The sequence below is a fragment of the Ralstonia pickettii genome, from assembly GCF_001699815.1.
In the GTDB taxonomy this organism is placed as follows: Bacteria; Pseudomonadota; Gammaproteobacteria; order Burkholderiales; family Burkholderiaceae; genus Ralstonia; species Ralstonia thomasii.
In genome coordinates this window covers 139,976-165,089 of sequence record NZ_MCGB01000025.1, presented here as the reverse complement: position 1 = coordinate 165,089, position 25,114 = coordinate 139,976, and the positions used below count along the sequence as shown (strand labels likewise).

At 63.3% G+C, this 25,114-nt stretch carries 24 protein-coding genes and 1 pseudogene; 13 read left to right on the top strand and 12 right to left on the bottom strand.

What is annotated here, in order from left to right; translation table 11 throughout:
* Positions 1-8 precede the first annotated feature (8 nt).
* Positions 9-974, top strand: a complete 966-nt coding sequence (gene rbsK / locus BEK68_RS03880; protein ID WP_004635721.1) for a ribokinase — start codon at positions 9-11, stop codon at positions 972-974.
* On the opposite strand, the gene BEK68_RS03875 is transcribed toward rbsK, so the two are convergent.
* Positions 971-3,055 (bottom strand): site-specific recombinase, encoded by a 2,085-nt coding sequence (locus BEK68_RS03875; protein ID WP_012435204.1) that lies wholly within the window; start codon positions 3,053-3,055, stop codon positions 971-973. The two genes, rbsK and BEK68_RS03875, sit on opposite strands and share 4 nt — an antisense overlap.
* 174 nt (positions 3,056-3,229) lie before the next feature.
* Complete coding sequence (uvrB, locus tag BEK68_RS03870) at positions 3,230-5,320, bottom strand: excinuclease ABC subunit UvrB (protein ID WP_004635725.1); 2,091 nt, start codon at positions 5,318-5,320, stop codon at positions 3,230-3,232.
* Between the two features lie 336 nt (positions 5,321-5,656).
* On the opposite strand from uvrB, the gene BEK68_RS03865 reads away from it, so the two are divergent.
* Together BEK68_RS03865 and BEK68_RS03860 are read left to right on the top strand one after the other, a co-directional pair.
* On the top strand, positions 5,657-6,853 hold the full coding sequence (locus BEK68_RS03865; protein WP_012435203.1) for an amino acid aminotransferase: 1,197 nt from the start codon (positions 5,657-5,659) through the stop codon (positions 6,851-6,853).
* Positions 6,854-7,059: 206 nt separating this feature from the next.
* On the top strand, positions 7,060-8,331 hold the full coding sequence (locus BEK68_RS03860) for a polyhydroxyalkanoate depolymerase (protein ID WP_004635729.1): 1,272 nt from the start codon (positions 7,060-7,062) through the stop codon (positions 8,329-8,331).
* Between the two features lie 69 nt (positions 8,332-8,400).
* Here BEK68_RS03860 and BEK68_RS03855 read toward each other — a convergent pair whose 3' ends face one another.
* Positions 8,401-9,096 carry a TetR/AcrR family transcriptional regulator gene (locus BEK68_RS03855; protein ID WP_012435202.1) on the bottom strand — a complete coding sequence of 232 codons (696 nt, stop codon included), beginning with the start codon at positions 9,094-9,096 and terminating at the stop codon, positions 8,401-8,403.
* Between the two features lie 140 nt (positions 9,097-9,236).
* Between BEK68_RS03855 and rsxB the strand changes: the two genes are divergently transcribed.
* Positions 9,237-10,067, top strand: coding sequence for an electron transport complex subunit RsxB (gene rsxB / locus BEK68_RS03850; protein WP_012435201.1), 831 nt, complete (start codon positions 9,237-9,239; stop codon positions 10,065-10,067).
* Between the two features lie 14 nt (positions 10,068-10,081).
* A complete protein-coding gene (gene nth, locus BEK68_RS03845) occupies positions 10,082-10,726 on the top strand; it encodes an endonuclease III (RefSeq protein WP_012435200.1) in 645 nt (214 codons plus the stop codon).
* A gap of 60 nt (positions 10,727-10,786) precedes the next feature.
* Here the strand turns inward: nth and BEK68_RS03840 are convergent, their stop codons facing one another.
* On the bottom strand, positions 10,787-11,374 hold the full coding sequence (locus BEK68_RS03840) for a malonic semialdehyde reductase (protein ID WP_004629012.1): 588 nt from the start codon (positions 11,372-11,374) through the stop codon (positions 10,787-10,789).
* 231 nt (positions 11,375-11,605) lie between these two features.
* On the opposite strand from BEK68_RS03840, the gene BEK68_RS25365 reads away from it, so the two are divergent.
* Together BEK68_RS25365 and BEK68_RS03835 are read left to right on the top strand one after the other, a co-directional pair.
* The gene (locus BEK68_RS25365; protein WP_137910892.1) at positions 11,606-12,007 is read left to right on the top strand and encodes a hypothetical protein; all 402 of its coding nucleotides are present in this window, start codon (positions 11,606-11,608) and stop codon (positions 12,005-12,007) included.
* Complete coding sequence (locus tag BEK68_RS03835; protein WP_049768042.1) at positions 11,979-13,784, top strand: S10 family peptidase; 1,806 nt, start codon at positions 11,979-11,981, stop codon at positions 13,782-13,784. Before BEK68_RS25365 ends, BEK68_RS03835 begins: the two co-directional genes overlap by 29 nt.
* Before the next feature lie 72 nt (positions 13,785-13,856).
* Here BEK68_RS03835 and BEK68_RS03830 read toward each other — a convergent pair whose 3' ends face one another.
* Positions 13,857-14,792, bottom strand: coding sequence for a DMT family transporter (locus BEK68_RS03830; protein ID WP_012435198.1), 936 nt, complete (start codon positions 14,790-14,792; stop codon positions 13,857-13,859).
* 118 nt (positions 14,793-14,910) lie between these two features.
* On the opposite strand from BEK68_RS03830, the gene BEK68_RS03825 reads away from it, so the two are divergent.
* A complete protein-coding gene (locus BEK68_RS03825; RefSeq protein ID WP_012435197.1) occupies positions 14,911-15,345 on the top strand; it encodes a DUF1841 family protein in 435 nt (144 codons plus the stop codon).
* A 68-nt stretch (positions 15,346-15,413) separates the two neighbouring features.
* Here the strand turns inward: BEK68_RS03825 and BEK68_RS03820 are convergent, their stop codons facing one another.
* Both BEK68_RS03820 and BEK68_RS03815 read right to left on the bottom strand, forming a co-directional pair.
* Positions 15,414-15,812: a c-type cytochrome gene (locus BEK68_RS03820; protein WP_012435196.1), complete on the bottom strand. Its 399-nt coding sequence runs from the start codon at positions 15,810-15,812 to the stop codon at positions 15,414-15,416.
* Positions 15,813-15,823: 11 nt separating this feature from the next.
* Complete coding sequence (locus BEK68_RS03815) at positions 15,824-16,192, bottom strand: c-type cytochrome (protein WP_012435195.1); 369 nt, start codon at positions 16,190-16,192, stop codon at positions 15,824-15,826.
* A gap of 300 nt (positions 16,193-16,492) precedes the next feature.
* Here BEK68_RS03815 and BEK68_RS03810 point away from each other — a divergent pair, with 300 nt between their 5' ends.
* The 4 genes from BEK68_RS03810 to BEK68_RS03795 all read left to right on the top strand — a co-directional run bounded on the left by BEK68_RS03810 (position 16,493) and on the right by BEK68_RS03795 (position 19,746).
* The gene (locus BEK68_RS03810) at positions 16,493-17,386 is read left to right on the top strand and encodes an AAA family ATPase (protein WP_012435194.1); all 894 of its coding nucleotides are present in this window, start codon (positions 16,493-16,495) and stop codon (positions 17,384-17,386) included.
* 13 nt (positions 17,387-17,399) lie between these two features.
* Positions 17,400-18,008, top strand: coding sequence for a GNAT family N-acetyltransferase (locus BEK68_RS03805; RefSeq protein WP_004629031.1), 609 nt, complete (start codon positions 17,400-17,402; stop codon positions 18,006-18,008).
* Positions 18,009-18,023: 15 nt separating this feature from the next.
* Positions 18,024-19,199 (top strand): vWA domain-containing protein, encoded by a 1,176-nt coding sequence (locus BEK68_RS03800; protein WP_012435193.1) that lies wholly within the window; start codon positions 18,024-18,026, stop codon positions 19,197-19,199.
* A 148-nt stretch (positions 19,200-19,347) separates the two neighbouring features.
* Positions 19,348-19,746: a nuclear transport factor 2 family protein gene (locus tag BEK68_RS03795; RefSeq protein ID WP_012435192.1), complete on the top strand. Its 399-nt coding sequence runs from the start codon at positions 19,348-19,350 to the stop codon at positions 19,744-19,746.
* A 70-nt stretch (positions 19,747-19,816) separates the two neighbouring features.
* Here the strand turns inward: BEK68_RS03795 and BEK68_RS03790 are convergent, their stop codons facing one another.
* The 3 genes from BEK68_RS03790 to BEK68_RS03780 form a co-directional block, all read right to left on the bottom strand.
* A complete protein-coding gene (locus BEK68_RS03790; RefSeq protein WP_012435191.1) occupies positions 19,817-20,692 on the bottom strand; it encodes a spermidine synthase in 876 nt (291 codons plus the stop codon).
* Between the two features lie 8 nt (positions 20,693-20,700).
* Positions 20,701-21,459: a tetratricopeptide repeat protein gene (locus BEK68_RS03785; RefSeq protein ID WP_004629040.1), complete on the bottom strand. Its 759-nt coding sequence runs from the start codon at positions 21,457-21,459 to the stop codon at positions 20,701-20,703.
* Between the two features lie 176 nt (positions 21,460-21,635).
* Positions 21,636-22,145, bottom strand: coding sequence for a DUF1993 domain-containing protein (locus tag BEK68_RS03780; protein WP_004629041.1), 510 nt, complete (start codon positions 22,143-22,145; stop codon positions 21,636-21,638).
* A 433-nt stretch (positions 22,146-22,578) separates the two neighbouring features.
* Between BEK68_RS03780 and BEK68_RS03775 the strand changes: the two genes are divergently transcribed.
* Positions 22,579-23,310, top strand: coding sequence for a type IV pili methyl-accepting chemotaxis transducer N-terminal domain-containing protein (locus tag BEK68_RS03775; RefSeq protein WP_012435190.1), 732 nt, complete (start codon positions 22,579-22,581; stop codon positions 23,308-23,310).
* 78 nt (positions 23,311-23,388) lie between these two features.
* Here the strand turns inward: BEK68_RS03775 and BEK68_RS03770 are convergent.
* Positions 23,389-23,769 (bottom strand): annotated as a pseudogene (locus BEK68_RS03770) (DNA-deoxyinosine glycosylase); the annotation flags it as partial.
* 115 nt (positions 23,770-23,884) lie between these two features.
* A complete protein-coding gene (locus BEK68_RS03765) occupies positions 23,885-24,928 on the bottom strand; it encodes an MBL fold metallo-hydrolase (RefSeq protein ID WP_249262894.1) in 1,044 nt (347 codons plus the stop codon).
* Positions 24,929-25,114: the final 186 nt, after the last annotated feature.

Below are 25,114 nucleotides of genomic sequence, written 5' to 3'. Positions count from 1 at the left end.
GTCCCGCCATGGTGGCCAAGCGCCCTTCCGCCTCTTCCGCGCACCCCGCTGCCGACGTGCTGATCGTCGGCAGCCTGAATATGGATCTCGTGATCCGCACGCCCCGCTTGCCGCGTCCCGGGCAAACGGTTGCAGCGCCTGCGCTGGAAACCATCCCGGGCGGCAAGGGCGCCAACCAGGCAGTGGCCGCTGCACGCCTGGGGGCCCGTGTCGCCATGCTCGGCTGCGTGGGTGATGACGCGTACGGCACCGCGCTGCGCGACGGCCTGCGCCGCGAAGGCGTGGACACATCGATGGTGTCGGAGCACGCCGGGGTGGCCACCGGCATCGCCTGCGTGACCGTGGCCAACAGCGGCCAGAACACCATCGTCATCGTGGCCGGCGCCAACGAGTTGCTGACGCCAACGATGATCGAAGCCCAGCGTGCTGCGTTCGAACGCGCGCGCGTCATCGTCTGTCAGTTGGAATCGCCGCCCGATGCGGTGGAATGCGCCCTCAAGCTGGGCCAGCGGCTTGGCAAGACGGTCATCCTGAACCCTGCACCCGCCATCGGCCCCTTGCCTACGCCGTGGATCGCCGCCTGCGATTACCTGATCCCGAACGAAACCGAAGCCGCGCTGCTGACGGCCCGGCCAGTCGATTCGCCCGAAGCCGCACTGGATGCCGCTGCCGATCTCCACGCACAAGGTGCGCGGCACGTGATTGTCACGCTGGGCGCGCACGGCGTTGCCTACGTGGATGCCCACTCGCGCCTGCTGATGCCGGCGCCCACCGCGCATGCCATCGATACCACTGCCGCTGGCGATACGTTCGTGGGTGCGCTGGCAGCGGCATTGGCGGAAGACGCGGCAGCCGATGCAGCCATCGAGTTTGGGCAAGCCGCGGCGGCCGTGTCAGTCACGCGGCTCGGCGCGCAGCCGTCCATTCCGTTCCGCAGCGAGCTGGGTGCGCCTGCCGCGCCTGCCACCCACTAGACCGGCGTACTGGTGCCGGGCGGCGTGCTCGCGGTCGGGGCGCGCGGTACCAGCAGGCAAAGCGGATCCCGCAAGATGCGCCGCCACACGGCACCCGTCACTCGCTTGCGATCGACGCCGCGCAGGTTGCGCGAGCGCATCGCCATGTTGAAGGCCAGCGCAAACGACACCAGGACGTTCAGCACGCCCATCAGCGCAATGCCCGCCACGGCCAGCCAGAACGGCGCCGTGTGCATCACGCTGGGGCCCAGTACGCCCACGGCGGTTGCCACCGCACCCGTCGACAGCGTGACATGACGCACTTCCATATGCGGTCCGAAGAACGACAGGATCTCGGGCCCCAGCCCCAGCATGAAGCCCAGCGACACATTGGCGACGATGCCCGACAGATTGCGCTTCCAGAAGCTGGCAATGCGCTGCGCGCCCTGCGTGCCGACCATGAAGCGCAAGCGCCGGTGGTAGGCAATCACATCATGCACACGGTGCAGCGCAAACCAGTTGTCGGCCCACCCCGCCGCCAGGCTTGAGGCCCATAGCAACACGCCCGTGAAGATCGCGTACAGCGGCGTCGGCCCAAGGATCGAAAACGAATCGATGGTCGCCATCGCCTTCGCTGCCGAGATCAGATCCGTATGGAAGAAACGCCCGGCGAGCCACTGCACCAGGAAAGCCACCGGCGCCACGGCCGCCAGGTTGCCTGCAATCGCCGCCGCGTTGGAGCGGATCATGGCGACGGTGTCGTCGACAAAGCGGTCCAGCCCTTCCTGGCGCCCGACCTGGTCGAGTCGGTGCGCCAGCGCGGGCGCCGTCATGGCGGGCTGTTTGGTGGCCAACGTGAAATGGGCGAAATGGATGCCGAGAAAGCTGACCGCATAGTTGATCGACGCGAACAGCCCTTCGGTAAAACGCGACAGATGCGCCCCCGTGATGAAGAACTTGATGTACACCGTGGCCGCCGTAATGACGCCACCGCCGGCTGCCGCCTTGACCATCGCGCCGTATTCCTTGCCGTCGCGCGTAATGTAGTGCTCCCCGCTCTCGGCAGACCGCTCGACCACCTTGCGCGCCAGATCGGCAAACGTGGAGCGGATCAGATACCCCACGCTGCGGCGGTGCTGGCTGGCCGACACCAGCTCGGCCGTCATATGCACGAAGCGGCGAGAGCCCTGCGTGTCCGCCCACGCCGAGAGCAGCAGATCGATGCGGCCCAGCCACGCCTTCATGCGTTCGACCTGAAACACGACCTCCACCGAGACGCCGTTCTCGTCCAGATGCTGATACACGCTGGCCGTAGCCGCGCGGCATCGATCCAGCACGGCGCGGAAATAGTTGAGTTCCTGCACAAAACGCTCGGGGCTCGCAAGCGCCGTGTCGGGCCGTTCCAGGAAGATCGCGTTGGCCGCATCGGCGAGCAGATAGAACGGAGAATCGGTGAGTTCCGCATGGTCCATGCGGCTGCGGATACCGCGCGACAAACCCGCCGCACGCACCTGGCTGATCAGGATCTGGATGCCGATGCCAAGGCTGCGTTCCAACCGTGTCTGGCCCGCTGCGTGCTCCTCATCGGTCATCCCCGCACGGAACAGCGCGTGGAGGCGCGTGACCAGTTCGTCGTCAAGGCCACCCACCCACTGCGCATCGGTCGGGCCCACGAACAGCAGTGCAAACAACGTTGCCAGTTGCGCCTGATTGGGTGCGGGCGGCAGCCAGCGCGCCTGCCAGCGGTCGACCAACTCGCTCCAGAAACCCGAGCGTGACGACAACCCCGTATCGCATAACAGCGACACCGGATCGTTGTCTTGCACGATGCTGCGCAATGCCTGTCCGACGCGTTCTGCCAGGGCCGGATTGTTCTCCAGCACCTGCAACAGATAACGCAGACGGGCATAACGCCAGGACTCCGACGCAGCCCCCGCTGGCCGGTCCGCCCGACGCAGCCAGTAAGCCAGCTCGATCAGCCATTCATTGCGCTCGGCCAGACTGCGCGTGGGCTCGAACTGCGCCAGGATGGCATCGAGTTGATGGCTGGCGTGCCGGGAAGCGCGCCACTTGCGCCACGGATTGAGCAAAGAATCGAACATCGAACTCCCTTGATGGCGAACGCGTGCAGTCGAGCGCTGCAGCGCGTGCCGGTTCCCCAGTCAAACGACACGCAGCGCCTGAGCCTGAGCCTGATTTGAAATGGTGTCGACACTCACCCGCCGCCCGCCTCGGGCAAGGCAGCGGGACACCGACAACGCAGATGGCCGCGCAGTTCAGGCGGCCGGAACGATGTGATCTTCGCCGCTCGCTCCAAAGAGCTGCGACTTGAGCTTGGCAAGCTGATCGCGCACCGCCGCCGCCTTTTCGAATTCGAGGTTCTTGGCGTGGTCGAGCATCTGTTTTTCCAGGCGTTTGATTTCCTTGGACGCCTGCTTCTCGCTCATGTCCTCGTACTTGGCGGCCTCTTGCGCGGCCTTCAGTTCCGCGCGCGCATCGTCGACGTTGTACACGCCGTCGATGATGTCCTTGATGCGTTTGACAACGCCGCGCGGCGTGATGCCATGCGCCTCGTTGTGGGCGATCTGCTTGGCGCGGCGGCGTTCGGTCTCGCCAATCGCCTTCTTCATCGAATCGGTCATGCGATCGGCATACAGGATGGCGGTGCCGTTCACGTTCCGCGCCGCGCGGCCAATGGTCTGGATGAGCGAGCGCTCGGCACGGAGGAAACCTTCCTTGTCCGCATCCAGGATCGCCACGAGCGACACTTCGGGAATATCCAGACCCTCGCGCAACAGGTTGATGCCAACCAGCACGTCGAACGTGCCCAGGCGCAGGTCACGGATGATCTCCACGCGCTCCACGGTATCGATGTCCGAATGCAGGTAGCGGACCTTGACGCCGTTCTCCGACAGGAACTCGGTCAGTTGCTCGGCCATGCGCTTGGTGAGCGTGGTCACCAGCACGCGCTCGCCGGCCTCGACACGCACATGGATCTCGGACAGCAGATCGTCGACCTGCGTCGTGGCGGGGCGCACCTCGATGATCGGGTCGACGAGGCCCGTGGGTCGAACGACCTGCTCGACGACTTCCGTGCCCGCGGTCTTCTTTTCGTAATCCCCCGGCGTGGCAGACACGAAGGTAACCTGCCGCATCTTGGTCTCGAATTCGGCGAACTTGAGCGGCCGGTTGTCGAGCGCAGAAGGCAGCCGGAAGCCGTATTCGGCCAGCGTTTCCTTGCGCGCGCGGTCACCGTTGTACATGCCGTTGAGCTGGCCGATCAGCACGTGCGATTCATCAAGGAACATCAGCGCATCGGGCGGCAGATAGTCGACCAGCGTCGGCGGCGGTTCGCCGGGCGCGGAGCCAGAAAGGTGCCGCGAATAATTTTCGATGCCCTTGCAGAAGCCCAGCTCCTGCAGCATCTCCAGATCGAAGCGCGTGCGCTGCTCCAACCGCTGCGCTTCCACCAGCTTGTTTTCCTTGTAGAAGAAATCGAGCCGCTCGCGCAGTTCAGCCTTGATGGTCTCGATGGCGCGCAGCACGGTTTCGCGCGGCGTCACGTAGTGGCTCGACGGGTACACCGTAAAGCGCGGAATCTTCTGCCGCACACGGCCGGTCAGCGGATCGAACAGCTGCAGCGATTCGACCTCGTCGTCGAACAGCTCCAGGCGCACCGCCATTTCCGCATGCTCGGCGGGGAAGATGTCGACCGTGTCGCCGCGCACGCGGAAGGTGCCGCGCTGGAAATCCGTCTCGTTGCGTGTGTATTGCATGGCGATCAGGCGCGCGATCACGTCGCGCTGGCTGACCTTGTCCCCCGCGCGCAGCGTCAAGATCATCTGGTGGTATTCGCTCGGATTGCCGATACCGTAGATGGCCGAGACGGTGGCCACGATCACCACATCGCGGCGCTCCAGCAGGCTCTTGGTGGCGGAGAGCCGCATCTGCTCGATGTGCTCGTTGATCGACGAATCCTTCTCGATGAAGAGGTCGCGCTGCGGCACGTAGGCCTCAGGCTGGTAGTAGTCGTAGTACGAGACGAAGTATTCGACCGCATTGCGCGGGAAGAACTCCCGGAACTCGGAATACAGCTGCGCCGCCAGCGTCTTGTTGGGCGCAAAGACGATGGCCGGCCGACCCACCTGCGCGATCACATTGGCCATGGTGAATGTCTTGCCCGAGCCCGTCACACCCAGGAGGGTCTGGTACGACAGGCCGTCGCCAATGTTCTCGACGAGCTGGCGGATGGCCTCCGGCTGGTCGCCGGCCGGCGGATACGGCTGGTACAACTGGAACGGCGAGCCCTCGAAAGTCACGAACTTCGACTCGTCGTGCGGGCTGGGGACTTGGCTCAGATCGGTCATGGCGGCGGGTGGGATGGCAGCGCGGGAAGTCGACAAAGTGACTCGCACGTCCTCAGCAAATGAGGGCGGCAGCGGCAATTGCAACCAATCGTGTAGTGTAGCGCGCGCCCTCGGCAATCGTTTGGACGTCCCGGTCGGCACATCTGTACCGGACGCCAGAGCACTTTAGGCGCCTGTTCTGCAAGGATTTTTCGGGCGATTAGAGCCTGTATTCGGTACAATCCCTTCTCGTGCGCGCCTCGTTGTACATCTGGCGCCGGGCGAGCCGCCCCGGAGTCCGCGCCGCACCGCCTGCAAGATCCCACCGAATCCCGAACCAACCGATCGAGACATCTCATGTCGCTTTTCTCCGCCGTCGAACTGGCCCCGCGCGACCCCATCCTGGGCCTGAATGAAGCTTTCAACGCCGATACCCGCAGCACCAAAGTGAATCTGGGCGTGGGCGTGTACTTCACCGACGAAGGGAAAATTCCGGTGCTGCGCGCCGTGCAGGAAGCCGAAAAGGCCCGCCTGGCTGCCGCTGCCCCGCGTGGCTACCTGCCGATCGAAGGCATTGCCGCCTACGACCAGGCCGTGCAGAAGCTGCTGTTCGGCGCGGAATCGCCGCTCATCACCGAAGGCCGCGTGGTCACCGCGCAAGCCCTGGGCGGCACCGGCGCACTGAAGATCGGCGCCGACTTCCTCAAGCGCCTGTACCCGAACGCCAAAGTCGCGATTTCCGACCCGAGCTGGGAAAACCACCGCGCGCTGTTCGAATCCGCCGGTTTCGAAGTGGTCAACTACGCGTACTACGATGCCCCGTCGCACGGCCTGAACTTCGCCGGCATGCTGGATTCGCTGAACGGCTACGCGCCGAACACGATCGTCGTGCTGCACGCCTGCTGCCACAACCCGACCGGCGTGGACATGACCACCGAGCAGTGGAAGCAGGTCGTGGAAGTCATCAAGGCCAAGAACCTGATCCCGTTCCTCGACATGGCTTACCAAGGCTTCGCCGACGGCATCCAGCAAGACGGCCTGGCTGTGCGCCTGTTTGCTGAATCGGGCCTGCCGTTCTTCGTCTCCAGCTCGTTCTCGAAGTCGTTCTCGCTCTACGGCGAGCGCGTCGGCGCGCTGTCGATCGTGACGACCAGCAAGGACGAATCCGCCCGCGTGCTGTCGCAAGTCAAGCGCGTGATCCGCACGAACTACTCGAACCCGCCGACGCATGGCGGCACGATCGTCGCCAGCGTGCTGACGAGCCCCGAGCTGCGCGCGATGTGGGAGCAGGAGCTGGGCGAAATGCGCGATCGCATCAAGTCGATGCGCAACGCGCTGGTCGACAAGCTGGCCGCAAAGGGCGTGAAGACCGATTTCTCGTTCGTGAAGGCCCAGCGCGGCATGTTCTCGTACTCGGGCCTGACCTCCGCGCAAGTGGATCGCCTGCGCACCGAGCACGGCATCTACGCCGTGTCGACCGGCCGCATCTGCGTGGCCGCGCTGAACACGCACAACATCGATGCCGTGGTGAATGCCATCGCTGATGTTCTGTAAAGGTGCTGTAGGCATCACGCCTTAGGTGCAATTGCAAAAAGAAAAGCGGCTTCGGCCGCTTTTTTGCTGCATCGGAATAGACTGACACGGGCGCATCATAGAAGCGGTGCAACACTCTGTTATCAGGGTTTATGCTGCATCGCAGTACCGTGCACTCAGGTGCATAATCGTTCGCGTCGCCCTCGCCACCACAGACCGGTCCAGCCATGCTTTACCAGCTTCACGAATTCCAGCGCGCCCTGCTCAGCCCCATGACAGCTTGGGCCCAAGCGACTGCCAAGACCTTCACCAACCCACTGAGTCCGCTGTCTCTGATGCCCGGCGCACAACGCTACGCTGCGGGCTACGAGCTGCTGTACCGCCTGGGCAAGGAGTACGAGAAGCCAGAATTCGGCATCCGCTCCGTCAAATCCAACGGCCGGGACATTCCCATCGTCGAGCAGACCATCGTCGAGAAGCCGTTCTGCCGCCTGATCCGCTTCAAGCGCTACGCCGACGACGCCGAGACCATCAAGCTGCTCAAGGATGAACCGATCGTGCTGGTGTGTGCGCCGCTTTCGGGCCACCACTCCACGCTGCTGCGCGACACCGTGCGCACGCTGTTGCAGGATCACAAGGTGTACGTGACCGACTGGATCGACGCTCGCATGGTGCCGACCGAGGAAGGCGCCTTCCACCTGTCGGACTACATCAACTACATCCGCGAGTTCATCAACCACATTGGCGCCGACAAGCTGCACGTGATCTCGGTGTGCCAGCCGACCGTGCCCGTGCTGGCCGCCATCTCGTTGATGGCCTCGGACGGCGAGAAGACGCCGCGCACGATGACCATGATGGGCGGCCCGATCGACGCCCGCAAGAGCCCGACCGCCGTCAACTCGCTGGCGACCAACAAGGCGCACAGCTGGTTCGAGAACAACGTGATCTACACGGTGCCGGCCAACTATCCGGGTCATGGCCGCAAGGTGTATCCGGGCTTCCTGCAGCACGCCGGCTTCGTAGCCATGAACCCGGACCGCCACCTGTCATCGCACTACGATTACTACCTGAACCTGATCGAGGGTGACACGGAAGACGCTGAGGCCCACGTGCGCTTCTACGACGAGTACAACGCCGTGCTGGACATGGCCGCCGAGTATTACCTGGAGACCATCCGCGACGTATTTCAGGAGTTCCACCTGGCCAACGGCACGTGGGTGGTAGAAGGCAAGCCGGTGCGTCCGCAGGACATCAAGAGCACCGCGCTCTTCACCATCGAAGGCGAACTGGACGACATCTCCGGCAGCGGCCAGACGGAAGCAGCGCATGGCCTGTGCACCGGCATCCCGAACGCGCGCAAGCAGCACCTGACGGCGCCCAAGTGCGGCCACTACGGCATCTTCTCGGGTCGCCGCTGGCGCGAGCAGGTATATCCGCAGTTGCGTGATTTCATCCGCCGCTATGACGAGAATGCTCCTCGTATCAAGGCTGTCGCCTGACCCTGAAGCCCCCAAGAAAAAGCCTCGCAACCGCGAGGCTTTTTTGTTGTGCGATGGCGCTTCGGCCGATCAGCCCTTGGGCCGCTCCAGATACGCCAGCAGCATCTTGATATGCAGCTGTGCGAACGCCTCGTGCTCGTCGGCCGAGGCAATGTCGCGGCCCACCACGGCACTGATCGTGTAGCGGTTGGACAGCACGTAATAGCCGAGCGCCGAAATCGTGAGGTACAGGCGCGACACATCGATGTCGTCACGAAAGATGCCGCTGCGCTGGCCGCGCTCCACCACGCCGCGCAGCACCTCGATGACCGGGTTGACCAGCTCGACGAGGTGTGGCGACGTCTTCAGATGCCGCGCCTCATGCAGGTTTTCGCTGTTGAGCAAACGGATGAACTCGGGGTTCTCGTAATAGAAATCCCAGACGAACCGCGCAAGCTGGATGACCGCCTCACGCGGGTCCGACGACTCGATCTGTACCTGCTCTTCCGCCTCTTTGAAGCGGAAATACATGTGCTCGAGCACGGTCAGGAAGAGTTTTTCCTTGCTGCCGTAGTAGTAATACAGCATGCGCTCGTTGGTCTCGGCGCGACGGGCGATGGCGTCAACGCGCGCGCCTGCAAACCCACCGCGCGCAAACTCTTCGATCGCAGCAGCAAGGATGCGTCGGCGCGTACCGGCGGGGTCGCGACGCGTGCGGGGTGCGGCGGATCCGCCGTGAGCATCGGCTTCGATGTCGGCGAGTGGCGCGGCTGGGTGAGACGGCATGGCACGTCGGTCCGTTTAGAACGCAGGAATTATGTCATACGGTCAAGACATGCCCGCCGTATGCGATGTCAGGGCATGCACGCCTTGCGCGGGGGCCAAATCGGCGATAATGACAGACTATTCAAACGACAAGTCCCATCGTGGTTTCCTTGGTCCCCGCAGTGGCCGCATCCTTGGCCGACCGGCTCGAAAACCTCTTGCCGCAAACGCAATGCACCAAGTGCGGCTACAACGGCTGCCGCCCCTACGGTGAAGCCATGGCCAGCGGCGAGGCGCTACCCAACCGCTGCCCACCCGGCGGCGCGGAAGGCATTCGCCGGCTGTCCGACGCACTTGGCTGCACGGGTGACCTGCTCCCGCTGGACCCTTCCAACGGCATAGAACAGCCTCGCGCCATCGCCGTCATCGACCCGGAACGCTGCATCGGTTGCACGCTGTGCATTCAGGCGTGCCCGGTCGACGCCATCGTGGGCGCGCCCAAGGCGATGCACACGGTGCTGGAGGACTGGTGCACCGGTTGCGACCTCTGCGTGCCCCCCTGCCCTGTCGATTGCATCGACATGATCCCCATCACCGGCGAACGCACGGGCTGGGATGCCTGGAGCCAGCAACAGGCCGATGTCGCGCGGGACCGCTACGTCTTCCGCAACGCGCGCCTCAAGCGCGAACAAGCCGAGAACGAAGCGCGCCTCGCCGCCAAGGCAGCGGCCAAACTCGCTGCCCTCAGCGCTGAACAACCGGCCGATGAGGCTGAGCTTGCCGCGCAGGCGCGCAAGAAGGCGATCATCCAAGCGGCCATTGAACGGGCGCGCCAGAAGCAGGCCGAGATGGCTGCGCGCGGGCAAGGCCCGCGCAACGTGACCGACGTATCGGCGGATGTGCAAGCCCAGATTGACGAGGCTGAAGCCCGCCGCAAGCGCATCGCCAGCCAGATCGAACACAGCGCCAAACCCGACGCAGAAAAACCCTGACCCCTGCCCCGACGATGAATTCCGCCAAGCGCCACGCCATCTTCGAGACACTGCGCGAAAACAACCCGACGCCGACCACCGAGCTGGAATACACCACGCCGTTCGAGCTACTGATCGCAGTGCTGCTGTCCGCACAGGCGACCGACGTGGGCGTGAACAAGGCGACGCGCAAGCTGTTTCCGGTGGCCAACACGCCTGCCAAGCTGCTGGCGCTGGGCGAGGAAGGCATCACCGAATACATCAAGACCATCGGGCTGTATCGCACCAAGTGCAAGCACATCCTGCAGACGTGCCGCATCCTGCTCGACCAGTACGGCGGTGAAGTGCCGCGTGAGCGCGCTGCGCTAGAAGAGTTGCCCGGTGTGGGCCGCAAGACAGCCAACGTGGTGATGAACACGGCCTTCGGTGAGCCGACGATCGCGGTGGACACGCACATCTTTCGCGTGGCCAATCGCACCGGGCTGGCGCCGGGCAAGAACGTCCTTGAGGTCGAGCTGAAGCTGCTGAAGGTGGTGCCGGAAGCGTTTCGGCAGGACGCGCACCACTGGTTGATCCTGCATGGACGCTATGTGTGCAAGGCGCGCAAACCCGAGTGTTGGCATTGCGCCATCGAGCCGCTGTGTGAATTCAGGCCGAAGACGCCAGCGCCGAAGGAATAAAAAACGGGGACTGCGCCGTCTGATGCGAGTCCCCGTTTTCTTTGCGCGACCGACCGTCGATCAAACGATCTTGCACGCCTCTTCAAACGACAGGCGCGGGTTGCGCGGGTGCAGCTTCTCGGCGTCGCCGTAGCCGATGTTCATGATGAAGTTGACCTTCCACTGGCCATCGGGGAAGAACGTCTCGTTCACCTTGTTGGCATCGAAGCCGGCCATTGGGCCGCAGTCCAGGCCGAGCGCGCGGGCGGCGAGCACCAGATAGCCGCCCTGCAGCGAGCCGTTCATCAGCGCGGCGGCATTGATCTTGGCTTGGTCGCCGGCGTACCACGAACGCGCATCGGTGTGCGGGAACAACTTGGGCAGTTGCTCGTGGAATTGCGTGTCGTACGCAACGATCACGGCCACGGGTGCCTGGCGGGTCTTTTCCTGATTGCCGGCCGACATGCACGGAATCAGGCGCTCCTTGGCGGCGGCGCTCTTGACGAACACGAAGCGGGCCGGCGTGCTGTTGGCTGCGGTCGGACCGTACTTCACGGTGTCGTACAACGTGTGCAGCAGTTCGTCATCGACCGGCTTGTCCAGCCACACGTTATGCGTACGGGCTGCGTGGAACAGTTGGTCCAGCGCGGACGGTTCAAGCATCGGCATTGCAGGGTGCTCCGGAAAAAGTTGAGGACCGCATTGTAATGCGCCGTATCCGCATGCGCCGGACACCTGCCCCCCCGATGAGCACCCCCGCCCTCCATCGGCAGTCCCGTGGCTTTAGAAAAAACGGCATGCCCTCTTTGTATTTAATCGCAATTGCCGCGATGCGCCTGCATCAACAAGGTCATTTTTACAGTGCATCGCGTACGATAAAAAACAGCCGTTTACAACGGTTTGCTTACGAACTACTTTTTCGTTCGTCATTGCATTACCCGCAGAGTTGGACGTATCGGATTCGCGCCCGAGTTAAATCAGGCGCGTAACCGCATTCATCCCGACGCTTTTGCACGGACCGTTGCAGACTTTGCGCAAATCATCTGCGGGCTTGACTCCAGAGCTGTTCTATTTTTGAAATCCGATCGGATTTCGGGGGCTTCTTTTGCCAAACAAAAACCGATTGCATTAATTTCCGCAAACAAGGCGGGAAATCAGAATATTCGTTTCGCGTCGTATAGAAATGACAAAACGCAAATCGAATATGGAGCCCACTTAAAACCACACGTTTTAAGTGAAGGTGTTCGTCACCCTGAAGAAGGCCATTATCGCCATGAAAAAATCCAGGTTATCGACCAGTGATTTTGCAGGATTGTCCCGGACCTTCGGTGTATCGTTTGCGGCCGCAGCGCTGTCCGCGGTGCTGCTGGCGGGTTGCGGCGGCGGAGACTCTTCCGCCACGGCCAATCCCAGCGGCGTAGCCACCAACGCCGGCAACGCCACCACGCAGCCGGTAACGGCCGCCGTGCCGCCCGACCAGCCTTACGTCGACCCGAACGTCTACGGCACCGGGCCCAACGACGCGCTTGCCGCCGATCCGGGCGAAAGCGCGGCCGTCACGCATCACACGGTGACGATCGGCGGCAAGAGCATCGCCTACACAGCCACCGCCGGCCACCTGACCACCATCGACCCGGTCACCTCGCGATCCAACGCGACGATGTTCTACGTGGCCTACACGCAGGACAATCCCGATCCATCGAAGCCGCGTCCGGTGACGTTCTTCTATAACGGCGGCCCGGGCTCGTCGTCGGTGTTCCTGCTGCTGGGCTCGTTCGGGCCGAAGCGGCTGCAGTCGTCGTTCCCGAACTTCACGCCCCCGGCGCCGTACAAGCTGCCCGACAACCCGGACAGCCTGCTCGACCGCTCCGATCTCGTGTTCATCAACCCGGTAGGCACCGGATATTCGGCCGCCATTGCACCGGCCAAGAACAAGGACTTCTGGGGCACCGACCAGGACGCCCGCTCCATCGACCGCTTCATCCAGCGCTACCTGACCAAGAACTCGCGCTGGAACTCACCCAAGTTCCTGTACGGCGAGTCGTATGGCACGGCGCGCAGTGCGGTGCTGTCGTGGGTGCTGCATGAAGACGGTATCGAGCTGAACGGGATCACGCTGCAATCGTCGATCCTCGACTACGCGAATGCACTCTCGGCCGTCGGCACCTTCCCGACGCTGGCCGCCGACGCGTTCTACTGGAAGAAGACGACGCTCAACCCGGCACCGACCGACCTCGACGGCTACATGGTCCAGGCCCGCAACTACGCCGACAACACGCTCGCCCCGCTGGCACAAGCGCCGAGCGCCGCAGATGGCGGGTTCGTCAACGTGCGCCTGAACCTGAACCTGGCGACGGCGCAGACGATGGGCTCGTACATCGGCACCGATCCGGTCTCGCTGATCCAGACGTTCGGCAACCCGGCGGCGCTGGGCAACGTGCCGTCGCAGAACAACAACCCGCCGTACACGTTCTTCCTGACGCTCAACCCGGGCATCCAGATCGGCCAGTATGACGGCCGCGCCAACTACACGGGCCAGGGCATCGCGCCGTTCATCTTGCCGAACTCGGGCAGCAACGATCCGTCGATCTCGAATATCGGGGGCGCGTACACGGTGCTTTGGAACAGCTACCTGAACACCCAGCTCAAGTACACGTCGACCTCCTCGTTCGTGGACCTGAACGACGCCGTGTTCAACAACTGGGATTTCAGCCACGTCGACCCGACGGGCGCCAACAAGGGCGGCGGCAACACGCTGTACACCGCCGGCGATCTCGCCTCGACGATGAGCCTGAACCCCGACCTGAAGGTGCTGCAGGCCAGCGGCTATTTCGACGCCGTCACGCCGTTCCACCAGACCGAGCTGACGCTGGCGCAAATGCCGCTTGATCCGACGCTCAAGGCGAAAAACCTGACGATCAAGAATTACCCGTCGGGCCACATGATCTATCTGAACGATGCGTCGCGCACCGCGTTCAAGGGTGATCTGGCTTCGTTCTACGATGGCGTGATGGCCGATCGTCCGGCCCTGATGCGGGTGCAGAGCCTGCAACGCCTGCCGAGCGGCCCGAAGAAGTAATCGCCTCAAGGCAGAAAGCAAAACCGCCCAGTTCACGCTGGGCGGTTTTTTGTTGCGCGTGAGGACCCGGCTTCAGGCCATGTCATCCGCAGTGTGGCCAGTGGGTTTGGCATCCGCACGCGTGAGCCACAGCACGCCCGCCAGGATCAACGCGCCGCCAGCCATCTGCATGGGCGCGATCGACTCGCCGAGCAGCAATGCGGCCAAGAGCACCGTCACCACCGGCTCCAGCGTAGACAGCATCGACGCCTGCGCGGCCCCCAACTTCTGCAAGCCGGCAAAGAACGTCAGGATCGCCACCACTGTCGACAAGCCTGCGATGGCCAGCGCCGCTGCCCAGCCGCTGAACGAGCCGGGCAGATGCGCAGGCGCGCCGAGCAACGCCATCCCCGTGTACACCACGGCCGCAGCGGTACAGATGACGGTCGTGCACGCCAATGGATCCAGCCCGCGCGTGACCCGTGCACCGACCGTGATGTAGATCGAGTAAATCACTGCGGAGGCCACCCCCAGCCCAATGCCGAGCAGGCTGCCGCCCGACAGGCCCGCGCCGCCCACCGTCAGCCCCGCCCCGACCGAGCACAGCACCAGCGCGATGATCGCCGTGGTGGTCAGCCGCTCGCGCAGGAAAATCGCCGCCAGCACCGTCACGAACATCGGATACAGATACAGCAGCAACGCCACCAGGCTGGCCGGCGCGTAGTTCAGCGCCGTAAAAAACGCGAACGACTGCCCTGCATAGCCAATGCCGCCCATGGCCGCCAGCCCCACCACGCGCGACCACGGCGGGATGCCGATGCGACGAACACGCATCACAGCCATCAGCGAGGCGGCCGCGATCACAAAGCGCACGATCAGCAGACCGACCACATTGGCGCCGCTCGCATAGGCGTAATGCGTGAAGATGGCCATCGCGCCGAAGGATGCGGCGGACACGGCGATCAGCATCACGCCGAGGAGCTTGTCGGCGGCGCGTGCGGCGAGGGAGGAATCGGCGGCTTGTCTCATGGCGTGCGGCGTTTTTGTTTGGTGTCGCCGTCTGCGGGTGCGGGGCGGCCATTGTAGCGTTGCCGTCTCGCCAAGCGGCCCGGCAGGCATGAAGGCGCGCCGGTACAATGGCGAAATCATGTTCAATCCCTCCCGCGACGAAGTCCGTCAATTCTTCTGCGGCGCGTGGCGCAAGCACCGCCAAGCAGAAATCCTCACGCCGCTCGAAGCCATGGCGCTCGACTGGATGCTGCAGCATCCCGAATACCACGACACCCTGGAAGCCGGCGAAGAAGCGCTCGCCCGCGACTACACGCCGGAAAGCGGCCAGAGCAACCCGTTCCTGCACCTGTCGATGCACCTGTCGATCAGCGAGCAGGTGTCCGTGGATCAGCCGCGCGGCATTCGCGCTGCGTATGAAGCGCTGGCCCAGCGGCTCGACTCGCCGCACGAAGCGCACCATCAGGTGATGGAATGCCTGGGCCAGATGCTGTGGACGGCGCAGCGCACCGGCCTGCCGCCCGACGGCGACGCCTATATCGAATGCGTGCGCAAGCGCGCAACTGCCCGCTGAATCTGATGCTCGAACGCCAACAAAAAACCGCTCCGAAGAGCGGTTTTTTTTTGACCGGCGATGCCGCATCACTTCTTCAGCACCAGCGAGCCCGGCAGCGATTCGATGTACGCGGCAATATCCTTCAGCTCAGCCTGCGTGAAGGGACGCGGCTTACCGTCGGCACCGATCGTGGCAGGGTTGCTGTTGACCTGGCCCGCCATGATGGCGTTGCTGCGGCCCACCAGCGGGTTGTTGCTGGTCTGATAGGCCAGCAGCGCGTGATAGATATAGTCGCCGTGCTGGCCGGCGAGCTTCGGATAGTCCGGCGAGATCGGCGCGTTCAGGCCGGCGCCATGGCAGGCCACGCAAGCGCCCTTCTCCACCAGTTGCTTGCCCTTTTCAATATCGGCAGCTTGCGCCGACACGGTGGCAGCCAGCATCAGCGCGCCCAGATTGAACGAGATTGCGAGGGAGATCTTCTTCATATTGTTCCTCGTCACTTCTGCGGATTGTTTTGGGTGGCCGGCGTCTGCGCCGCGTAATAGGCGGCCAGGTTGGCGATGTCCTGGTCAGTCAGCGACCCGGCGATAGCACGCATCGTCGGGTGCTTGCGGTCACCCTTTTGATACGCATGCAGCGCGCTTTCAATGTATTTGGCGTTCTGGCCGCCCAGATAGGGCACGCGATACACCTCGGGGAACGACGTCTTGTAGTCGGGGATGGCATGGCAGCCGATACACATGGCGACCTTGTTCTCGGCGGCGGCCGCGTTGCCCTGAACGTCGGCAGCGGCGGCGCTGTTGGCTGCGGCGGACAGTGCGCCTAATGTGCCCAAGGCGGCCACCATGGTGAGGATCTTTTTCATCTCGTTCTTAAGCGTGGAGTTTCAGAATCCTGCTCGCCCTGCCGGCTTGGCTCGTCTCAGCCGGCTGTCTCGCTGGGCGCATTCACCCGCCGTTGGCAACAAGCCAGAAGACGGTCATTTGAGGTGCGTCAAACCGGCGCATTGTACCGCACCGCTTTTTTGCCAGTCCAGTTAGGGCTCCCGTGACTTGACAGCAAGGAATGGCACGACGCATCCGCCCCGCTGCCGCCCGGCGTCAAACGCCCAAATGCTCTTATACTGGCCTTTTCCAAATCTTTTACCGCTCAGTAGGCTTGCACGATGAACACCACCACCTCGCCTGCCCCATCCAACCAGCGCTCACGCTTCGAAGGCTCGGACCAGTACGTCGCCACCGATGACCTCAAGCTTGCCGTCAACGCGTCGATGACGCTCCAGCGCCCGCTGCTCATCAAGGGCGAGCCGGGCACGGGCAAGACCATGCTGGCTGAGGAAGTGGCCGCCGCGCTGGGCATGCCGCTGCTGCAGTGGCACGTGAAGTCGACCACCAAGGCGCAGCAGGGCCTGTACGAATACGACGCCGTCTCGCGCCTGCGCGACTCGCAGCTGGGCGACCAGGAAAGCAGCAACCGGGTCCACGACATCCGCAACTACATCGTCAAGGGCGTGCTCTGGCAGGCCTTCGAGGCGGACGAGCCGGTCGTGCTGCTGATCGACGAAATCGACAAGGCCGACATCGAATTCCCCAACGATCTGCTTCGCGAACTGGATCGCATGGAGTTCTACGTGTACGAAACGCGCGAAACCATCCGCGCCAAGCACCGCCCGCTGGTGATCATCACGTCGAACAACGAGAAGGAATTGCCCGACGCGTTCCTGCGCCGCTGCTTCTTCCACTACATCAAGTTTCCGGATGCCGAGACGATGCAAGCCATCGTCGATGTGCACTATCCGGGCATCAAGCCGGCGCTGGTCAGGGCCGCGCTGGATGCGTTCTACGAGATGCGCAACCTGCCGGGGCTGAAGAAAAAGCCGTCGACGTCGGAGCTGATCGACTGGCTCAAGCTGCTGCTGGCGGAAGACATTCCGCCGGAATCGCTGCGCAGCCAAGACAAGAACGCTGCGATTCCGCCGCTGCACGGGGCGTTGCTCAAGAACGAACAGGACGTGCACCTGTTCGAGCGCCTGGTGTTCATGAACCGCGCCAACCGCTGAGCCAGCCCACACCATGCCGCGCCTGATCGAGCCCGTCACGCTGTCCGGCCCGCACGCCTGGCTGGAGCCGCTCGGCCCAGAGCACGAGGACGAGGTGCGCGCCGCGGCCGCCGATGGCGAGCTGTGGAAGCTCTGGTACACCTCGGTGCCCTCGCCAGACAAGACCGGCGAGTGGCTGGCCATTGCCCTCGACATGCGCGAACGCCTGGGCGCCATGCCGTTCGTCGTGCGAGAGATGCACGATGGGCAGCCGGGCAAGGTGGTCGGTGCCACGCGCCTCTTCAACGTGGACGAAGCCAACCGCCGGCTCGAAATCGGCCACACGTGGTACGCCAAATCGGTACAGCGCACGGCCGTCAACACCGAATGCAAGTTGCTGCTGCTCACGCATGCATTCGAAACCCTGCACTGCATTGCCGTGGAATTCCGCACGCACTGGATGAACCACCAGAGCCGAGCCGCCATCGCCCGCCTCGGCGCCAAGCAGGACGGCGTGCTGCGCAATCACCAGCGCATGCCGGACGGCAGCTTCCGCGACACGGTCGTGTTCTCGATCATCGAATCGGAATGGCTGACCGTGAAACGCCATCTGCAATACAAGCTGGAGCGGCCCTCCATCTGAGCGCCGAAGGACACCATGCTGATCGACTTCTTCTTCACCCTGCGGCACGCCAAGTTGCCGGTCTCGGTCAAGGAATACCTGACGCTGCTTGAAGGGCTCAAGCAGCAGGTCATCGCGCCGTCGCTCGACGAGTTCTACTTCCTCGCGCGCATGACGCTGGTGAAGGACGAGAAGCACTTCGACAAGTTTGACCAAGCGTTCGGCGCCTACTTCAAGGGCGTGGAAGGCGCGGTCGATTGGCGCGCGGACATTCCGCTGGATTGGCTCACCAAGAAGCTGGAGCGCGAACTGTCGCACGAGGAGAAGGCCAAGATCGAGGCCATGGGCGGCCTCGACAAGCTGATGGAGCGGCTGAAAGAACTGCTGAACGAGCAGCACGAGGGCCACGAAGGCGGCAACAAGTGGATCGGCACGGGTGGCACGTCGCCGTTCGGGCACGGCGGCTACAACCCGGAAGGCATCCGCATCGGAGGGCCATCGAAGGGCAACCGCACTGCGGTCAAGGTATGGGAAGCGCGCGCGTACAAGGACTACGACGACACCGTTGAACTCGGCACACGCAACATCAAGGTGGCGCTGCGCCGCCTGCGCAAGTTCGCGCGCGATGGGGCCGATATCGAGCTGGACCTGGACGACACCATCCACTCCACCGCCGCCAATGCCGGCCTGCTCGACATCAAGATGCGCCCCGAGCGGCACAACAACGTCAAGGTGCTGATGCTGATGGATGTGGGCGGCTCGATGGACGACCACATCAAGCGCGTGGAAGAACTCTTCTCCGCCGCCAAAACCGAGTTCAAGCACCTCGAGTATTACTACTTCCACAACTGCGTCTACGAATGGCTGTGGAAGAACAACCGCCGCCGTCATGCGGAGCGGTTCTCCACCTGGGACGTTATCCGCAAATACCCGCCCGACTACAAACTGATCTTCGTGGGCGATGCGACCATGAGCCCGTACGAAATCCTGCAGGCGGGCGGCTCGGTCGAATACAACAACGCCGAAGCGGGCGCCACGTGGCTCAAGCGCCTGATCGAACAGTTCCCGAAGTTCGTCTGGCTCAACCCCGAGCCGGAGGGCCTGTGGGAGTACCGCCAGTCCATCTCGGTCATCAATCAGATCGTTAAGACGCGGATGTATCCGGTGACGATTGCCGGGTTGGAATCGGCGATGCGGTTGTTATCCAAGTAACGCGCCTCCTCTCGTTTCTCCGGGCATGGACGCGGCGATTACCTGACGCGTAATCGACACCATCCACGGTGGCGCCGAAGATGAAGCCATCCAGCGCATGATCCGTCACCGCGCTGGGCAAGCGCCCCACTTCGAACGGAGAAACGTCATGACATCCACCCAACTCGCCGCCAACGACACGCTCGCCGATACGCTGGTCGACCGTTACATCGCCGCATGGAACGCAACAGACGCTGCGCAACGCCGCACCCTCGTCGCGCAAACCTGGACTGAAAACGCCACGTATGTCGATCCGCTGATGCAGGGCGCCGGCCATGACGGCATCGAGGCGCTCATTGCGGGCGTGCAGGCCAAGTTCCCGGGTTTCCGCTTTGCGCGCGACGGCGGCGCGGATGTGGTGCAGGACACGATCCGCTTCCGATGGACGCTCGGCCCCGATGGACAGGCGCTGGTCAAGGGCACCGACTTCGTGCGCCTTGAAGGTGGCCGCATGCAGGCGGTGACCGGCTTCATCGATCAAATGCCAGGCATGGGCGACGCCGCCTGAGTGCGCCTCCAAACAAAAGCAAACGCCCCGCAAATCGGGGCGTTTTGCATGGGACGGCGCGCAGCTCCGATCAGATCGACAGCGCGTCTTCCTGGCCGGCGTTGGCACTGCGCAAACCGTCGGCCCAGCCCTTGGTCGGCAGCTTGAGCGAGGCCTGCAGCGCGGCAGCCCGCGTCTGCACATCTTCCCAACTGACGTGCAGCGGCGGCCCATTGAACGCCAGCGCGATCACATTGCCATCGTGCACTTCAGGGAAGACAAGCACGCGATTGTCGAACGCGTCACAAATGCGCTCGATATTGCGCGGAAAGCTGGTGTGATCGCCAAACAGGTTGATCGTCATCACACCCGGCGAGCGCAACACCTGGCGGCAAGCCTTGTAGAACGCGGGCGTATCGAGCACAGGGCCGCGCGCGGTGGCGTCGTACAGGTCGATCTGCAGCGCATCGACTGTGCCATGGTGGCTGGCGTCCATCACCCAGTCGTAGGCGTCCTGTTCGAGCACGCTCAACCGCGCGTCGTCAAACGGCAGGCCGAACATGCTGCGCGCCGCGACGATCACGGACGGGTTCAGCTCCACTGCCGTCACCTGCGCCGGCGCGAGATGACGATGGCAGAACTTGGTGAGCGCGGCAGCCCCCAGACCGAGTTGCACGACGTGGAAGTCCGCTCGCGCAGCCGGGTCGAGAAACAGCAGCCACGCCATCATCTGCTGCGCATATTCCAGTTCGATGGCATCGGGCTTGGACAGCCGCATGGCGCCCTGCACCCATTCGGTACCGAAGTGGAGGTAGCGCACACCCGTCAGTTCAGAGAACGTGACAGGAGCAAAGCGCGGGGCCATGCGCTTCGGTTCGTCATCGTGGGTCTGGCGGTCTTCGCGCTTGGCGCGGGCCGGACGGCGCGAGGCGACGGCCTCGATGGATTTACGTTTCAACAGCGTCATAAAGCGGGTCAACGGGAAGAAGACTGAGCGGCCGCGGCACGCTGCAGCCATTCGCGATTGTGGTCTTTGGCATAGCGCGTCCAGTGCTTGGCATCGCGCAGGATTTCTTCAAACAGGGCCTGCGCGCGCTGCTTGTCGGCATCGCTGTTCTGGGCGAGCAGCCATTCGCCGAAGAGGCAACGGGCAGCGGCATCGTTCGCGCAGGTCAGCGCTTGCTCGAAGGCTTCACGCGTATTCGGCGCGTTGGTTGCGGCCAATGCGCGTGCGTACAGCAATGTCGGCTCGGGCTGCTGGCGCGTCACCCGATGCGCTTCGAACAGTTTGTCGAGCGTGTCCCTGGCGAGTGCCGCGTCGCCGGTGGCAAACTGCGCGCGAGCCAGGCCGAGCAGCACGGCCGGGTCGCCAGCAAATGGGCCGGTGGCCGCCTGCTCGAAGTGCTGGCGTGCTTCCTTCGCGTCGCCGGCTTCCAGCAGTGCTTCGCCCAGACGCAGGCGGTGCTGCACGGTCGGCGCGCGGTCGAAATCGTTGCGGGCTTCGCGCACGGCGCGGTTCGGATCGATCAGTTGCGTCACAGCGCGGCTGGCAACGCGGGCGCCGCGCGAGTGGCGCATCTCCGGAAGATAGATCGCGAAGAAATACACCACGCTGCCCAGCAGCGGGAACGCAAACAGGATGAACAACCAGTACATGTTCTGGTTGTTGCGCACGACGTGCACCGCAAAGAACAGCGCGACGATGACGTGAAACCCGATTCCAAGAAACGGCATGTGAAGGCCCGATAGAGAAATGCACCGACGCCCCCCGCGTCGGCCTCGGGCGCGATTGTGACAGATGCGCTGCAGCGGGGGATGCCGCGCCCTTGACGTCTGCGCCCTGCTCGCCCGGAAGCCGCATAGAGCCGGTCTTCAGGGTCGATGGGGCAATGGCCTGAGCGAAGCGAACCTCAGGGATGGCCCAGGAAGTCCAGCTTGCCGATTTCCACGCCGTTGTGGCGCAGCAGCGCATAAGCTGTGGTGACATGGAAATACAGGTTCGGCAGCACGAAACCGCGCAGGTAATCGATGCCCGTGAACTGCAGTTCGCGGGTCGGGCTCTTGAGCGTGATCTGGCGATCTTCGCTGCCGGCAAATGCCGCGGGGTCGATGCTGTTGACGAACTCCAGTGTCTTGGCAATGCGCGCCTTCAGCTCTGGAATGGTCGTCTCCACATCCGGGTACGACGGCACCTCGTTGCCCGACAAACGCGCCGCGCCGCCCTTGGCCTGATCACAGGCAATCTGCACCTGCCGCGTGAACGGATGCATGTCTGGCGCCAGACGCGCGGTCATCAGATTGGCCGGGTCGAACTTCTTCGCTTCTGCGTGGGCAGCCGCCTTGTCGAGCAGCGCCGACAGGTTGCCGAGCATGCGGTTGGCAGTCGGTACGAGAAACTCGTACATCGAAGGTGTGGTCATGGGAGTGCTTTCCTTGGTATCCATCGTTGTGGCCGCCGACGATCTTCTGCGCGACCCTGCGGCAGCGCGCTCTTGCGCAGGGCACAGTGTAGGCCAGCGATTCGGCCGGTGCATGGCGCACGCGCATGCCTCGTCATGAGGCATCTGGCACGAGATTAGTGCGGCAGAACCTCTTGGCGTGTGCGGATCGACGGGCCCGCCGGCCTCTCTTGCGTGGCATGGCTATTGCATCGGCAAGGACAAGGCCAACGGCGGCCTTGATCTACCTTGGCACTTCGCGATAACGCGCTCCGCACAGGAGCGTCCGGGGCAACGGCGCTCCGAGGCGACACGGCACGTCCCCGGCAACCGGTGCGTCGCCGTCTCGCTTCGGGGCGTTTTTTTTCTGGCCGGCGCGATTCCATCAGCGCCGACACCACCTGCAAGGCATGACATGAACGCTCCCTCCTTCCCGGCTTCCGCGGCCGATGTGTCCGTCGAGACCATTGGTGAGCTGATCAACCTGTCCGGACGGCAGCGCATGCTGTCACAGCGGATCGTGCTGCAAATGGTATTGGCGGCTCAGGGTCATACCGCCGCGCTCGACATCGCACGATCGTGCCTGGCGACATTCGCGTCGGCACACACCGAACTTGTGGACGGCAATGCGCGGTTGCCCGGCGCGTTCTCGGAGGCATTGCGTCAGTTGTACTCGGGCAAGCTGCGCGGCGATGCTCGCGTCCGCGAGTTCATCGCGCTGGCCAAAAGCGCCATCGATACCCTGTCGACCGGCACGACCCACCGCAACCCGTCGCTCGATGCGCTCGTCGCGCAGGCCACGCCCATGCTGGAATTGCTACAGACCATCACGCAGGCGTACCAGGAGGAAATGCACGTATGCGAAGTCGCACTGCGCAAGCGTCAGGCGGACATCGCCACGCACCTTGGCCGCATCTCGATGCAGGCCAACATCGTCGCCATGAACGCGCGCGTCTCCGCGGCGCGGGCGGGTCCTTACGGGCGCGAGTTCTCGGTCATCACGACGGTGCTCGCAGACATCATCCAGGAGATGGACCAACTGATCCGCAATGTCGTCGGCACGAACGACGCCGGCCAGTCCGGCGCCGGCACGCGCCGGCCATCGACGCCGGCATCGCAAACCTTCGGGCACATGTCGCTGCGCTGATCGCAACCAGCGAGCGCATTCTTCAGATGATGGATGACGTGACCGGCTTGTACGAAGGGCAGACCAGGTAGCGGGAAGCTACGACAGCCACTCACGCAGCGCTTGCCACGCCGCCAACTTCTGGGCATACGGCACGGCTGCATAGGCCGGACTGCTGGAAGGGAGTTTGAGGATGGTGTGGCGGTCGCCGATGTCGCCCAGCGCCTTTACGCCAATGCGCGACGCGGTGCCGCCGTTAAAGGCAATGAGCGCCAGTTCCGGCAAAGAGGCGATCAAGCCGGCAAGGTCATTACCGGCATGGTCCCGGATCTTGCTGTCGAGACTGCCTTCGCGCTTGGCTTCGGCCACCACATCCCACAGGCCGATGCGATGCGCAAGCAGCACCTGCAAACGCGCGGCGTATTCCATGCCCGGTAAATCCTGGCCGATCACCTCGCCGGCCAGGCGCCAGAACTGGTTGATATTTTGGTTAATTTGACACCTGGGCAGCAAGCTTCTCGCACAGAATGATTGCGAACGACCCGGGCCGGGACCACTGTGTTGCGAAGATGGATTGAATTGAGTGGACGTAGGGTCAAAACTCCATCAGGTCCTTGGCAACGACCACTTGTCCGGAGAAGAATTTCTTCACCTCAGGCACGTAGCGCTGATAATCGTCATGCTCGTTGACCGTCGGCAACAGGTGCGTTAGCACCACCGTTTTGACATGAGCGCGTGCCGCCATTTTTCCGACAGCATCCGGCGTTAGATGCTCCTCGACTTCATGCCGCATGAGCGCCGCCTGTTGCTCCGGTGTCATGCCTTGCCAAGTCCCGTTCTTGATGAACACCTGCTTAACGTCTTCGCTTGAGCCCACCTCCGACACGAGGGTATCGGCGTCCCTTGCCAGCTCAGTCACTGCGTCGCTGGGGCCAGTGTCACCGGTAAAGACAATGACACGGTCGGGGGTCTGGAAACGGTAGGCATAGGATTTGTACTTGCCGTGGTACGGGCTGCCTTCAGGAATATGGAAGTGCGTGTTCTCCACAGCAGTGACCTTGATGTTCTGGTCCTGGTAGATCAGCCCCGGCGCAACGTCATGGCCAACGAAGACATCGCCAAGCGGTGTGCGCCTGCCTTCGGCCCAGCGGATTTCCGCATTCACCGTGAAATATTGAATCGCGCCTTTCACGAGCGCGGCGGTCCCGGGCGGGCCGTAGACGTCGATGGGATCATGGCGCTGAAAATCCCATGCCACTGACATGAGTGCACCCAGACCTGCAGTGTGATCGTCGTGGCCGTGCGTGATGAACACTTTCCCGATCTGCCGGAAATTAGCCCCCGCCTGCGTCACTCGGCGCAGCACGCCATCACCGGCGTCTACAAGGTAGTACGTCCCGTTGACGATCAACAGATTCGACGACTGCGCCCGATCCTTGGCCGGAATCGGCCCGCCGCGCGTACCGAGCGTGATGAGGTGCGTGCCGGTTCGGGTCTCCGTTGCTTCGCCGCTCGCCCGCCTCAGAGGGAGGAGGCTCAAGACAACGATGCTCGCAAGCAACAACCGGCCGATTTTCATCTCCATCTCCATCACTCGAACGATGCTGACCAAAATCAAAAACACCTGATTGAACGACACGACAACCCGTCACCATCCATTATCAAAATGGTTGCCGACACCTTGGCAAAGGCACATAGAAATCCATTCCGTCCATCGCGGGGCAAGGCTTTCCTGAGCATGCGTTCCAGGCGACGCCACGACGAAAGCCAGAGCTGAAGTCGCCATTGCCAGTCGACACGTATGTCGGAGCGCGGTCGCTGGGGA

Bases quoted from the DNA above. Each gene is read 5' to 3' on its own strand.
- BEK68_RS03785 (WP_004629040.1), bottom strand. From the start codon at position 21,459: ATGCCGTTTCTTGGAATCGGGTTTCACGTCATCGTCGCGCTGTTCTTT.
- BEK68_RS03820 (WP_012435196.1), bottom strand. From the start codon at position 15,812: ATGAAGAAGATCTCCCTCGCAATCTCGTTCAATCTGGGCGCGCTGATG.
- uvrB (WP_004635725.1), bottom strand. From the start codon at position 5,320: ATGACCGATCTGAGCCAAGTCCCCAGCCCGCACGACGAGTCGAAGTTC.
- BEK68_RS03780 (WP_004629041.1), bottom strand. From the start codon at position 22,145: ATGACCACACCTTCGATGTACGAGTTTCTCGTACCGACTGCCAACCGC.
- BEK68_RS03840 (WP_004629012.1), bottom strand. From the start codon at position 11,374: ATGCCGATGCTTGAACCGTCCGCGCTGGACCAACTGTTCCACGCAGCC.
- BEK68_RS03830 (WP_012435198.1), bottom strand. From the start codon at position 14,792: ATGAGACAAGCCGCCGATTCCTCCCTCGCCGCACGCGCCGCCGACAAG.
- BEK68_RS03835 (WP_049768042.1), top strand. From the start codon at position 11,979: ATGAAAAAATCCAGGTTATCGACCAGTGATTTTGCAGGATTGTCCCGG.
- BEK68_RS03815 (WP_012435195.1), bottom strand. From the start codon at position 16,192: ATGAAAAAGATCCTCACCATGGTGGCCGCCTTGGGCACATTAGGCGCA.
- BEK68_RS03865 (WP_012435203.1), top strand. From the start codon at position 5,657: ATGTCGCTTTTCTCCGCCGTCGAACTGGCCCCGCGCGACCCCATCCTG.
- BEK68_RS03875 (WP_012435204.1), bottom strand. From the start codon at position 3,055: ATGTTCGATTCTTTGCTCAATCCGTGGCGCAAGTGGCGCGCTTCCCGG.
- BEK68_RS03795 (WP_012435192.1), top strand. From the start codon at position 19,348: ATGACATCCACCCAACTCGCCGCCAACGACACGCTCGCCGATACGCTG.
- BEK68_RS03775 (WP_012435190.1), top strand. From the start codon at position 22,579: ATGAACGCTCCCTCCTTCCCGGCTTCCGCGGCCGATGTGTCCGTCGAG.
- BEK68_RS03825 (WP_012435197.1), top strand. From the start codon at position 14,911: ATGTTCAATCCCTCCCGCGACGAAGTCCGTCAATTCTTCTGCGGCGCG.
- BEK68_RS03805 (WP_004629031.1), top strand. From the start codon at position 17,400: ATGCCGCGCCTGATCGAGCCCGTCACGCTGTCCGGCCCGCACGCCTGG.
- rbsK (WP_004635721.1), top strand. From the start codon at position 9: ATGGTGGCCAAGCGCCCTTCCGCCTCTTCCGCGCACCCCGCTGCCGAC.
- BEK68_RS03790 (WP_012435191.1), bottom strand. From the start codon at position 20,692: ATGACGCTGTTGAAACGTAAATCCATCGAGGCCGTCGCCTCGCGCCGT.
- nth (WP_012435200.1), top strand. From the start codon at position 10,082: ATGAATTCCGCCAAGCGCCACGCCATCTTCGAGACACTGCGCGAAAAC.
- BEK68_RS03860 (WP_004635729.1), top strand. From the start codon at position 7,060: ATGCTTTACCAGCTTCACGAATTCCAGCGCGCCCTGCTCAGCCCCATG.
- BEK68_RS03810 (WP_012435194.1), top strand. From the start codon at position 16,493: ATGAACACCACCACCTCGCCTGCCCCATCCAACCAGCGCTCACGCTTC.
- BEK68_RS03800 (WP_012435193.1), top strand. From the start codon at position 18,024: ATGCTGATCGACTTCTTCTTCACCCTGCGGCACGCCAAGTTGCCGGTC.
- BEK68_RS03855 (WP_012435202.1), bottom strand. From the start codon at position 9,096: ATGCCGTCTCACCCAGCCGCGCCACTCGCCGACATCGAAGCCGATGCT.